General features: G+C 45.5%; 9 protein-coding genes, 1 tRNA gene and 1 pseudogene. 6 read left to right on the top strand and 5 right to left on the bottom strand.

Features of this window, described 5'->3' with window-relative positions:
• Window positions 1-827 precede the first annotated feature (827 nt).
• The 5 genes from MJ770_RS01000 to MJ770_RS00980 all read right to left on the bottom strand — a co-directional run bounded on the left by MJ770_RS01000 (window position 828) and on the right by MJ770_RS00980 (window position 5,530).
• Window positions 828-903 (bottom strand) — tRNA-Phe (locus MJ770_RS01000).
• A 162-nt stretch (window positions 904-1,065) separates the two neighbouring features.
• Window positions 1,066-2,724 (bottom strand): chaperonin GroEL, encoded by a 1,659-nt coding sequence (gene groL, locus MJ770_RS00995; RefSeq protein WP_239249528.1) that lies wholly within the window; start codon window positions 2,722-2,724, stop codon window positions 1,066-1,068.
• A 97-nt stretch (window positions 2,725-2,821) separates the two neighbouring features.
• On the bottom strand, window positions 2,822-3,112 hold the full coding sequence (locus MJ770_RS00990; protein ID WP_239249526.1) for a co-chaperone GroES: 291 nt from the start codon (window positions 3,110-3,112) through the stop codon (window positions 2,822-2,824).
• Between the two features lie 1,133 nt (window positions 3,113-4,245).
• The gene (locus tag MJ770_RS00985; protein WP_239249524.1) at window positions 4,246-4,527 is read right to left on the bottom strand and encodes a BolA/IbaG family iron-sulfur metabolism protein; all 282 of its coding nucleotides are present in this window, start codon (window positions 4,525-4,527) and stop codon (window positions 4,246-4,248) included.
• 628 nt (window positions 4,528-5,155) lie between these two features.
• A complete protein-coding gene (locus MJ770_RS00980) occupies window positions 5,156-5,530 on the bottom strand; it encodes a hypothetical protein (RefSeq protein ID WP_239249522.1) in 375 nt (124 codons plus the stop codon).
• Between the two features lie 518 nt (window positions 5,531-6,048).
• Between MJ770_RS00980 and erpA the strand changes: the two genes are divergently transcribed.
• The 6 genes and pseudogenes from erpA (at window position 6,049) to mscL (ending at window position 12,050) form a co-directional block, all read left to right on the top strand.
• Window positions 6,049-6,399, top strand: a complete 351-nt coding sequence (erpA, locus tag MJ770_RS00975; protein WP_239249520.1) for an iron-sulfur cluster insertion protein ErpA — start codon at window positions 6,049-6,051, stop codon at window positions 6,397-6,399.
• A gap of 556 nt (window positions 6,400-6,955) precedes the next feature.
• Window positions 6,956-7,093: pseudogene (locus MJ770_RS15530) on the top strand (IS3-like element ISAfe17 family transposase); the annotation flags it as partial.
• A 352-nt stretch (window positions 7,094-7,445) separates the two neighbouring features.
• Entirely contained in the window at window positions 7,446-8,759 is a 1,314-nt protein-coding gene (locus tag MJ770_RS00970; protein WP_239249518.1) for a M23 family metallopeptidase, read from the top strand.
• A 25-nt stretch (window positions 8,760-8,784) separates the two neighbouring features.
• Window positions 8,785-9,888, top strand: a complete 1,104-nt coding sequence (locus tag MJ770_RS00965; protein WP_256448759.1) for an anhydro-N-acetylmuramic acid kinase — start codon at window positions 8,785-8,787, stop codon at window positions 9,886-9,888.
• 540 nt (window positions 9,889-10,428) lie between these two features.
• Entirely contained in the window at window positions 10,429-10,971 is a 543-nt protein-coding gene (locus MJ770_RS00960) for an Lcl C-terminal domain-containing protein (protein WP_239249514.1), read from the top strand.
• A 662-nt stretch (window positions 10,972-11,633) separates the two neighbouring features.
• Window positions 11,634-12,050, top strand: a complete 417-nt coding sequence (gene mscL / locus MJ770_RS00955) for a large-conductance mechanosensitive channel protein MscL (RefSeq protein ID WP_239249512.1) — start codon at window positions 11,634-11,636, stop codon at window positions 12,048-12,050.
• The last annotated feature ends 126 nt before the right edge of the window (window positions 12,051-12,176 follow it).

The following is a 12,176-nucleotide window of genomic DNA, read 5'->3' as shown; positions in this document are numbered from 1 at the left end:
AACCCCACCCTTTGGCAAGACTTTACTGTCAGATTAAGTCTGAACTACTACATATTAGTGCATCATTTATTCATTAGCTCGATTGAGCTGTATGAAATGAATGGCGCCTCTAAATTTCAAGTTTCTAAGGCACGAGTAAAAAACTTGAGCTCGGCATGTAACCGATTTGTAAGTGATAATTTTTTTCGAGTAGCCTCGTATTATGACAAAGTTCTGTAAGCGGCGGCTCGCAAAATTGGATTGTTAGAAGTACCTGAGGCCCAACTGAATGCTTCCCCAACAAGAGCCAGAGCACCCCATTAATAAATTACTTATGGTCTTGTAACTCCCCTGAAACATTACTTCATTATTCTGCGTCAAACAATTCACAGGAGATGACGATGCGTAGGCTGATTCAGACAAACGTTCAACCGAAAAGCTTGCAAACCTTGAGTTCTGCCATATTAAACACAAAAATGAGGGGCGTGTATCGATTGCGATACCGCACAATTGAGTCCAAAATGAGTGTCTATTTGAATAACACCTATGACGAAGATGGACGCAGAATGTTTAACCACTTTTGTGAACGCTTGCTACCCATCACTTTTCATGATTGGATGACTAAACGTTAACACTTCTGTTTTTATTAAGATAACGGTGTTAATTTTGACCAAAAAATTTCGGCAACCCTGACACAGGGGGATGAAGTAGATGGTTAGGTGAACATACCTGGACGACGATGGGTAAACTGCATGGCAAGTACCGATGAAAATAGCATAACTTCTTAACACTATTACATAAATGATGAAAGGCTTGCAGGATTAAAATCCTGCAAGCCTTTATTAATATGGTGGCCCGGGGCGGAATCGAACCACCGACACGAGGATCTTCAATCCACTGCTCTACCAACTGAGCTACCAGGCCTATGCGAAGGAGCGCATTATAACGACAAAATACAATTTAAGGAACCATAGAATTTAGTTTAAGGCACACACATCAATGCCTACGTTCCTGTTTGCAAATTCCAAAAACAAACCCCGCACAAGGCAGGGTTCGTCAGATTCAGCAGCAAATGAATCACAATGATTACATCATGCCACCCATACCACCCATACCACCCATACCACCCATACCACCACCGCCACCCAAATCTACGGCAGGCTTCTCTTCTTCTAACTCAGCCACCATGCATCCAGTAGTGAGCATCAAGCCAGCAATAGAAGCAGCATTTTGCAGTGCAATACGGGTAACCTTAGTAGGATCGACTACGCCCATTGCCAGCATGTCGCCATACTCACCAGTCGCAGCGTTGTAGCCATAATTGCCTTTGCCTTCCAACACTTTGCTGGCCACTACCGAAGGCTCGTCACCTGCGTTATCAACAATGCAACGTAGTGGCGATTCCATGGCACGCAACACGATAGTAATGCCTGCATCTTGGTCATGATTTTGACCCTTCAACTTTGCCACTGCTGCCTTGGCACGCAACAATGCAACGCCGCCGCCGGGAACAATGCCTTCTTCCACTGCCGCACGGGTTGCATGCAGCGCATCTTCCACGCGTGCTTTTTTCTCTTTCATTTCAACTTCCGTTGCAGCGCCAACTTTAATCACTGCCACTCCGCCAGCCAGTTTGGCTTTGCGCTCTACCAGTTTTTCTTTGTCATAATCGCTGGTTGCTTCTTCGGCCTGTTTGGTAATTTGAGAGACACGACCTTGGATCGCTTCTTCATTACCTGCACCATCAATAAGAATGGTGTTTTCTTTGTTAACTTCTATACGCTTGGCTTGACCCAAGTCCGCCAGAGTAGCCTTTTCAAGCGACAAGCCGACTTCTTCGGCAATCACTGTGCCACCAGTCAGAATAGCAATGTCTTCCAACATGGCCTGACGCCTACTACCAAAGCCTGGAGCCTTAACTGCAACTGTCTTCAGAATTCCACGGATGTTATTTACCACTAAAGTAGCCAGCGCTTCGCCATCTACATCCTCAGCAATAATTACCAGCGGGCGACTTGCCTTGGCAACTTGTTCCAGTAGCGGCAACAGGTCACGAATATTGGAGATTTTTTTGTCGTGTAACAAAATGTAGGGATTTTCCATTTCTACATTTTGCTTATCTTGATCGTTAATAAAATATGGCGACAGATAGCCGCGATCAAACTGCATACCTTCGACCAATTCAAGTTCGTTCTCGAGTGATTTACCATCTTCAACGGTGATTACACCCTCTTTTCCTACCTTGTCCATCGCGTCAGAAATAATCTTGCCTATATTGTCGTCAGAATTGGCAGAAATTGAGCCAACTTGAGCAATTTCGGCAGAACTAGTGCATGGTTTTGACAACTTTTTCAATTCCTCTGCGACAACTGAGACTGCTTGATCGATACCACGTTTCAGATCCATTGGGTTCATTCCAGCAGCAACAAATTTCATGCCTTCTTGTACTATGGACTGTGCCAGAACGGTCGCAGTAGTCGTACCGTCACCAGCTATGTCAGAAGTTTTCGAAGCTACTTCCTTGACCATTTGCGCGCCCATGTTCTCGAACTTGTCCTTCAGCTCGATTTCCTTGGCGACAGATACTCCATCTTTGGTTATTGTGGGCGCGCCATAAGAGCGATCCAACACTACGTTACGACCTTTCGGTCCAAGAGTGACTTTAACCGCGTTGGCTAAAATGTTAACACCTGCAACCATTTTACTGCGTCCAGTATCATGGAATTTCACGTCTTTTGCTGCCATGTTTCTTTCTCCTAAAGTTATTTGGTTGTTTCACTTCGGTCTTTACCGAAGATCACCTCATCCTACCGAAGGGCAGGAAAGACCGTATATCTGGATATTAAGTTTCGATTACACCAATAATTTCTTCTTCGTGCATCGTTATGTATTCTTCACCCTCAATTTTAAAAGTCTGACGGGCTTGTTTACCGAACAAAACCTTTTCACCAACTTTTACAGTCATTGGGATTAGTTTGCCGTCGTCAGCATATCTACCAGTGCCTACAGCGACGATTACGCCGTGATCAGGCTTCTCGGTAGCGGAATCGGGAATGACAATTCCGGACGCAGTCTTACGTTCTTCTTCCATGCGCTTGATAACGACACGATCATGCAAAGGACGGACCAACATGTTTTATTCTCCTTAAACAAACAATTAACAAAATAACGGTATCTCCAGTTAGCACTCGATACCAGAGAGTGCTAATAATAAGGGCGGGGCGCACTTATTTCAAGAGCACAACGAAAATTTCTTTAATGACGATTAAGAAGAAAGGCCACAGAAAACTTGAAGTACAACAATTAGACATTGGCTTGGTATACGTACATAAACTTGCCAAGAACTCCACGAACAACAATCTGAATACTACACCTTAAAAATAAGACTGAAGATTGAGCAATCAATCGTCCCTCGTATTAATTTCACTGTCATTCACTAATCTATTCCTTGGCTAGCAACCTGTCGGATTTAACGAATCGTAGCGAATATCAACTGAGCCTGGAAAATTTTAACGATCTTGTAGGGTAAATAGTTGTTCAGTTGCCCAAAAAACCGTCAACTGGGGTCAGCAGGTATTCATCGCAAGGAAAAGTCTCTTAAGAAATTAAATTTAACAAATTGTTTTAACTAACTATATTAAGTTAGCTTTGGGCGATTTTAGGCCATAGCCTGTTTACCTTGCCACCCTCGCTCAGCTCAATTTACACTACAATTTGTTAAGTCCGTCAGGCCGCTAGGCACTGGTGACTTTAAAATGGGGCAAGCCGCCACATGCGCATTGCCGGCCAATTACCTTTGGTTGAGATGGCAGCATTAATTACGAAGTGCGCCTGTGGCGGAGAGAGTTACAGAAGTTTGGCCGACTAACTGCTGCTTACAATTCAGATTTGTCACCAAACTGCCTGCATCAGCAGATGGAGCGCAATCTAACATCACATTTTTCCACATCAGCGGCAGTTAGCGAAGCCGTCCGCTGATTAGTTGAGCGGTAGCGGTTCACTTAATTGGCAGCAGCAGTCCATCAAGGATTACATATCAATGTAATCCTTGATGGAGACACATACGCGCCAAACATCAAGATCTCTGATGATGAATTGCCACGCTAATATTGGACACGAGATGTGGAACAACCCATTGCGACCGTGAGATCAGAACGTCTAACGTGATTGTTCAGATTGCTAAGCTCAATCACAAAGGCCGAACCAAGCGTTTAACATTACCTTGAGACGCCATCATGGTCACTGTTAAATTTGTACCTTTTAGTGCTAAGCGCTCGCGTTGGATGAGTCAGGTGGTATTCCAGTTTTCAAACTGTCGACAGCGTGAACGGGAGCCGCGTCTCCCGCCATCAAATGAGAGATCGCGCTGTACACCATCCGCTGACACTCAAGCATGTTCTTACTGGCGAACGCAGGCGACAACACGCTAATATTAAAGTGTCCGCCACCGCCGCTCACCTCAGCCTGTGAATCAGGAATCTGCCGTTCGATTGCTTCTTGTAGCGCGTCAATGACGGAGCCTTTAAAATCAGTAGTGTGGCAAGACATAAATTGTATCCTTGGAAAGTATGTGGAAATTATTATTGATAGAAAGTATAGCAATATCGAGTAATCAAACGCCTCCAACTCGAATCTCAAGACTGTAGATATTTCTAAACTACTTATCACTGATCAACGACTGTATGGCTTACAGAAATTATAGCAACAAGAACGGTGCTACTCTTAGGAACTCTAACATTCACTTTACATTCCACGCAAGTGGTAGCCTCATCGAGGAAGAATTAAGTCTCCAATTGACTTGCTTAATTAGTCATTATGCACATAATGCTGATCAGCATGAAAAACGCAAACTACAGACCTCGGCTCAGATCAAGACATTTTTAAACGGGACATCGGAGGTGTTATTTCGGGCCAAAAAAGGAACATCCTGTATCGTCATGGCAGCAGGCGATGCACCATGTCCACTCGGTAGAGCAAACATCTACCGTATGCTTGCCGTGGCGTGTTTAGCCTTGCCGATAAATCGATCTATGAACTGACGCCCGTTAACAGCTTGAATTTCTTGCATCTCCATCGGTGCGAGCTGTATCAGCTGGCGCAAAATCCGGTGATGCTGACTTCAGCCTGGTCGCGGTAAAACGAATATACCGTTGCGTTGCACGATCAATGACGACACTCATAACGTCGCCGACATCACAGGCAAAGTGCGTGATGTCATTTTGCAGAGACTTTGGCTTATTACCTTGAGAAGGTTTAATTGTGATGATTGAGGTCGATTGGCAATAGCAGAGCCCAACGTAAGCAGCATGCTGCTTTTCATAATGTTGTTGCGTGGAAGCAGCGAGTAATAAGCAAGCATGGCGGGCTTGTTTGCACTGTTGGCTGTATCAAATCTCAATGTATCTGGCTCTCTCATTAGCTCATATACACTGTGCTTGGATGCGTTGGCGTTGACATTGATTTTACTGCCATCCAGCCCGATGCTACCGAGATTGAGGACCCCCAAAGTGCGGGCGATCATCAGGACTTTCACCATCAGCACTTCAGTCACTTTCAGGAACCAATTTCGAAAAGTTTTTATAAGCAGGCGTAACTTGACTATTAACTGAATTATTAAGTGACATTCTCTAGCTAACGACTGGACAATACGCCCGTGGCCAAATAGAAACAGCCAGTCAGCGTAAACGAATGATACTTCCACTGGTGCCGCAGGTGGGCTAACTCGATCAACAATAATGCCTATGCTAGCGCTGTTACCGTGGCTAATGACGACAGGCTGCTTCTGGTAGCTACAGCACCACAATTACTCACACTTTAGGCGGTGTGAGCGATCCTTTAAAGGGCACAACCTGGGTGGTACCGGCACCTAATGACTGCGATACAACTCTTTCTTCCTCCTAGCAGCGGCAGACGCTAAACATAGCATGTCAACTTAATTTAAAGTACAATAAATCAGTTACGTATTAATTCTAACTTTACGACTATCTGGGAATGCAATGACTAATAAGTAATAGTATTGAGCTCAGTAGTGAGGAATGGCTAGCTAACTAATTCACGGAGGTAATCTAAATGAACGCAGTAACCGAAACGCAAGATCCGCTGGTGTTTACCGACAGTGCGGCCAATAAGGTTAAAGTAATGATTGAAGAAGAGGATAATGCCAACTTAAAGTTGCGCATTGCCGTTAGCGGTGGCGGCTGCTCCGGTTTTCAGTATGGCTTTACTTTAGATGAAGTAACTAATGAAGATGACACCGTACTGAATAAAAATGGGGTGCAGTTGTTGATTGACCCGATGAGCATCCAATATCTAGTGGGCGCAGAAATTGATTATCAGGATGGGTTAGAAGGCTCACAATTTGTAATCAAGAACCCAGGAGCGACTTCCACCTGTGGTTGTGGATCCTCTTTTTCAGTTTAATCTAATATCGTATATACCTAAGCGAGAGGGCACAAGCTCTCTCGCATTTATAAAGCCTCACAAACAGATTCCTATTTTACATAGTGAAGCTATCTTAACAAATAGTATTTATCTGCCGCCCAGTCCAAACTAATTTATTCACGTCCACTTTACGGTAGATTATCCTCGCTGGACTGAACCTTTTGAAGAGCAGAACTTATATGGCTTTAAGGTTTTGTGGCGAGTCTTTAACCGCATGGTCAGTGAGTACACCAATGGGTGAGGAATAAGCGGATGCTCCAGCGTAAACTTTCTGCGCGAATTGCTGCATGCATATCGCACAAAAGGGTAAATTCAAACACCTTTCCTGCAGTATGGACGTGTGCATCGACGACAGGTACAAAGACATGACTGCCGGAACGGCACAACAGACTTAACCGCGGCTTCCAAGGCTGCGCGCGAGACAGGTTCGATAGAGTCGCTAGGGCAACCTGAAACACGCCTTCGCCACATGCGGACATTCAGTCGCTCAATGTCCGCCATCCACCGCGAATGTTTCCACTGACGCCAACACGATCACTTAGTGGCCGTGATCGACTGGTACTCGCGTAAAGTGGTGTCGTGGCGGTTATCGAACACACTGGAAGTGAGTTCTGTGTGGAGTACCTGGAGCAGGCATTACAAGCCATATGACACACCTGAGACCTTCAACACCAAATAATGTATACCGTACAGCAAGTGGTGGTGGCGCCAGAGTTGTGGCCAAGTAAAGATAGATAGTAAAACTCACCCAGACATAGAAACAAAAAACTAACCGTAAACAGGGGCAGCGCTTTTCCGCTGCCTGAAGGAAGTTACCCACTAAAATTCGATGCAATTATTGTCTGGACGAAGGGGGCTCTGTAAAATATCACTGCAAGTGATTCAACCTTTTGTTCTCATGTTTTAACCATTAGTCTGTATTTTGCCAATGAATTTTGAGAGACGGTCACTTTCTGGTACCATGGCCTTCACACTGAAAAATAGTGCCCGTAATCTTTAGAGAATGCGGTCGCCGGGAGACGTATATGTTAAACCAAAGCACCCTGACACAAGAAAAAAAATCAAAGTTGCGCTGGTTCGTTGCCTTATCCAGCCTGCCCTTGCTTGGAGTGGTCACTGCATTTGGAATCGCACCGCAGCCTGACAACTCCTTTACATCCCTTACCATGGCCGCGGAAAAAATCGTCCTACCCTATGACGCTTTAACTAATACCAGCGCCACCAATTCCAAGGCCGCTACATTTTGGCGCAATGAACACGTGCAGCGCGGAGATACCGTAGCTGAGCTTATGCGCCGTCTGCAAGTGGAAGATCCCTCTGCTAGCAAATATCTGCATCACGATCCAGCCGCAACATCCTTCCGACAACTTGCTGTAGGTAAATCAGTGCAAGCTGAAACCGATATGGATGGTAGTCTGCTGACGTTGCGTTACCTTGATAACGAAGACAAACAGATTCTTATAGAAAAAGGCATCAGTGGTCTTGAGAGCAGCATACAGGCACCTGTGCTTGAAACACGTCTGCTGATGCGTACTGGTGAAATCAACAGCAGCCTGTTTGCTGCGACCGATGCAATTAACTTGCCGGAGTCGACCGCCATCCAACTGGCTGAAATTTTTGGCAATGATATTGACTTCCATCGTGACCTGCGCAAAGGAGACAAATTCAACGTAATTTACGAAATGAATTACAGCAACGGCGAACCGGTTAGTGCCGGACGCATTCAAGCTGCCGAGTTCATCAATCAAGGCCAAAGCTACCGTGTGGTGTACTTCAAAGATAACAACGCTCATGGTGATTATTTCACACCGGATGGTAAGAGCAGGCGAAAGGTTTTTTTGCGTTCACCACTAGTATTTTCACGCATTAGTTCCGGTTTCAGTCGGTCGCGCTTTCACCCGGTACTGAATAAATGGCGTTCGCATAAAGGTGTGGACTATGCTGCAGCGCACGGCACCAAGGTAAAAGTTACTGCCGATGGGACGGTATCTTTTGTCGGCAAAAAAGGAGGGTATGGTAATGTTGTAATAGTGAAGCATAAGCGTCGCCACACCACCTTATATGGGCACTTATCACGGTTTTCTAGCGGCTTGCGCCCCGGGCAAAGAGTGGAGCAGGGAGATATTATCGGTTTTGTCGGTATGACTGGCTTGGCCACGGGTCCGCACTTGCATTATGAATTCATTGTCAATGATCAGCATCGCGATCCCTTGCGAGCTACATTTCCGGACGCCGCCCCCCTGAACTATGCGCAGAAGCTTGCTTTCCAAGATGCTACCCGCAGCCTGACCGCACGTTTAAGCTTGTTGCGCGACACCAACTTAGCTAAACTTGACTGAACAAAATCACACGGAGCAGAATCAAATAGTTCAGCCCCATTCTGAATATTATATAGGCATCATGTCAGGCACCAGCTTGGATGGTATTGATGTTGTCTTGGTCGACTTTTCCACCGGCTATCCAAAGTTGCTCGGCACCCACTTTCAAGCTTACAACAGCAGGCTCAAAGACACGCTGCTAGCCCTGCATCACTCTGCAAATGATGAGCTGCATCAGATGCAGATAATCGCCAATGAATTAGCGAACTTATATGCGGCAGCAACGGCAATTCTATTGCGAGAAGCTAACATCCCTCTCGACCAAGTTCGCGCTATTGGTTGCCACGGACAGACTATACGACATTGCCCTAGCGACGGTTATACTCTGCAACTGGGCAATGCAGCCTTGCTGACCGAATTGAGCGGCATTACCGTTGTCAGTGATTTCCGCAGCGGTGATATCGCCGCAGGAGGACAGGGTGCCCCGCTCGTACCTGTTTTTCACGACAGCGTTTTTCGCCACCCAAGCATTCACCGTGTTATTGTCAACATCGGTGGCATAAGCAACCTTACTAATCTTCCACCCAAGCGCCATACGACTGGCTTCGATTGCGGCCCGGGTAACATGCTGATGGATGCATGGATTTCTCTACAGCGTGGAGAACTTTACGATCAAGATGGCGCGTGGGCTGCCAGCGGACAGGTCATTCCAGCGCTGCTACAGCAGTTATTGGACGAACCTTTCTTGAATGCAGTACCACCAAAAAGCAGTGGGCGTGATTTGTTTAATCTAGCTTGGTTGAACAGCAAACTACGTGGCGATGAAGTGCCTGTTAACGTACAGGCTACTCTGCTCGCATTTAGCAGTCGCGTTATTTCAGACGCGATCCATTGTTTTTGTGATGGCGCGCAAGAGGTTTATTTGTGTGGTGGTGGCGCACATAATCAAGCTTTAGTGCAATACTTGGGCTTATCTTTACCGAATTGCCGTATTCAAACCACTGACCCGTTAGGCCTAGAAGTTGATTGGTTGGAGGCCATAGCTTTTGCTTGGTTTGCACGGCAACGATTATATGGTTATAGCGTCAATTTGACCACCGTTACTGGTGCTCGCCACCCCTGTGTGCTCGGCGCAATTTATTCAGTTTAATTTCAATTCTTTTTTTCGATAATCGTAGCTTCCTTACTCGATGTGTAGTGGTCAAGTGATTACGGACACTTCTATAGATTGTTTGCTGCGAAATGTGTTCTGTTGCAGATACACTCGTCCGTTTGGCAGGAATGGCGTTTGCACTTATCCATATGTGCGACATTCAGACAACAATGCGCACAGAAAGGTTACGCTTGAGCACCCGCTTATTCTTCACCCACCGATGTATTCCCTGATTATGCAGTTGACGACTCGACACAAAACCTTACAATCCCCATAAGCTCTGCTCTCCGTTAGGTTCAGTCCAACAAGGTTTATCTGCCGCGAACATGAGATGCAGGTTAAATAAGTTTGGCCGGAGCAGCAAATAAACTCTAATTTAGAGGCACCCCATACTATGAAATACTATTCATTAGATACTAATAAATAACAGCAATACATAATTGCAAATAATTTATGTTACAAGCAAATCAAGAGCGATCATCATGCAAGTGTATGAAGCACTCAATCTATTCCAACCAATCTACGGAGACCATTATCATGAAAACCACCACCTCCCTTCCGAACGACGTTCAGGCCACACCAAGCACCCCTGATGTAGACATTCCGGCCAGATTCGAAATATCGGAGGATGGTAACGAAGTCACTGACAACAAGACTGGCCGAATCTGGCGGCGCTGTCCTGAGGGCATGACAACGACTGCCACTGGCTGCACTGGGGTCGCAGAGGCTTTTACATGGGATCAAGCGCGCGCCATAGCAAAACACGAAGCGATGTCCACTGGTAAAGCTTGGCGCTTGCCCTTTGCAAATGAACTGTCAAGCATTGTGGATACAAGCGTTAGAAATCCCTCGATTAATACTGCCGCCTTCCCTATGAAGTGGCCAACACCGGCTGCACATTTCTGGTCGGTTGAGCCTGCAATGGATAACTCGTCTTTTGCTTGGGGTGTCAGTTTTTACGATGGAAAAGTGGATTTCCACCAACGCGGAGATGGTGGTCGAGTAAGATTAGTGCGTACAGGGGAGCATGCCGTTCCCATTGATGCCACAGGTGCCGTGGAAAATTCAGTTTATCCATAACGACTTTTAGCAGCCTGTCGGACCTAAAGAATTCGGCTGCAAATTGAGCTGAGCGGTAGCTATTTCGCTAATACTTCTTCAATATAACAATTATTACCCTGCAAACTTGCCAAGTTGGGTAAGCAGCTTTTCGCCGCAAGCTAAAAGTTCGCAAACTCACATTTTGCCCAGCTCAATTGGGGCTACTATTCTTTAAGTCCGACAGGCTGTTAGGAGGACTGTAAAAACCCTTGAAACACTTGCCGAAACCCACCAAGATTGGGCCAATGATGAACCGATTCGATTGATATTTCAGGACAAGGCACATTTTGAGCGCATCAACGAAGTGCGCCAGTTCAACGATGTGCATCGATGCTGGGCTCCCAAACTCATACGACCGTTATGTCAACCGATGCTAATTCACGAGTACGCGTATGCGGCAGTAGAGAGCAAAGTAGGATAGAAAATTGTAGACACCATAAGATTGGAGGGGCTATAGTCACCCGTAGTTGCGCCAGTTCACCTTCGTCCGATGCTAACTTAAATTTTACAATCCATCATCCAAATGAATTCAGGGGCAACTAAATTCCAGAAGCGGAGGTACCCTTATTAAAACTGATCGGAATTAAGCGATATATCATGTTTCCAATATATTTAATCACTACATATGAAGGAGAGAAACCATGAGTATGATGAATGAATTTAAGGAGTTTGCCGTCAAGGGGAATGTTGTCGACATGGCCGTAGGAATTATCATTGGAGCTGCGTTTGGAAAAATTGTTTCATCATTTGTTGGGGACGTATTAATGCCTCCAATTGGAGTTTTATTAGGCGGGGTTGATTTTTCGAGTTTGGTGTACATCGTTCAAGAGGCTACAAGAGAAGCGCCTGCTGTTGTGATTAGCTACGGGAAGTTCATCCAGTCAATGGTTGATTTTACGATTGTTGCCTTTGCAATATTTTTGGCTATCAAAGGTATAAATTCATTAAAGAAAAAAGAGGAAGAGAAACCAGCAGAAACACCAAAATTTTCAAACGAAGAAGTGCTCCTTACGGAAATCCGTAATCTACTTAAAGAACAAAAACAAGCTGAGCACTAGACCTTGCTATGCCATCCATTTCTCGCTGACCTCGACATCTTGGTTATAACATGGTTAGGTACTTCTTTTACGTGTAGTAATCGCGACATCATCTGACAGTTACCCGATTTGATCGAAGTGACTGTC

It is taken from the genome of Candidatus Nitrotoga sp. M5, assembly GCF_927904885.1.
GTDB lineage: Bacteria > Pseudomonadota > Gammaproteobacteria > Burkholderiales > Gallionellaceae > Nitrotoga.
This window is presented reverse-complemented; position numbering and strand designations above follow the sequence as displayed.

Coding starts and splice junctions, on each gene's coding strand:
- groL (WP_239249528.1), bottom strand. CDS start 2,724: ATGGCAGCAAAAGACGTGAAATTCCATGATACTGGACGCAGTAAAATG.
- MJ770_RS00990 (WP_239249526.1), bottom strand. CDS start 3,112: ATGTTGGTCCGTCCTTTGCATGATCGTGTCGTTATCAAGCGCATGGAA.
- MJ770_RS00985 (WP_239249524.1), bottom strand. CDS start 4,527: ATGTCTTGCCACACTACTGATTTTAAAGGCTCCGTCATTGACGCGCTA.
- erpA (WP_239249520.1), top strand. CDS start 6,049: ATGAACGCAGTAACCGAAACGCAAGATCCGCTGGTGTTTACCGACAGT.
- MJ770_RS00970 (WP_239249518.1), top strand. CDS start 7,446: ATGTTAAACCAAAGCACCCTGACACAAGAAAAAAAATCAAAGTTGCGC.
- MJ770_RS00960 (WP_239249514.1), top strand. CDS start 10,429: ATGAAAACCACCACCTCCCTTCCGAACGACGTTCAGGCCACACCAAGC.
- mscL (WP_239249512.1), top strand. CDS start 11,634: ATGAGTATGATGAATGAATTTAAGGAGTTTGCCGTCAAGGGGAATGTT.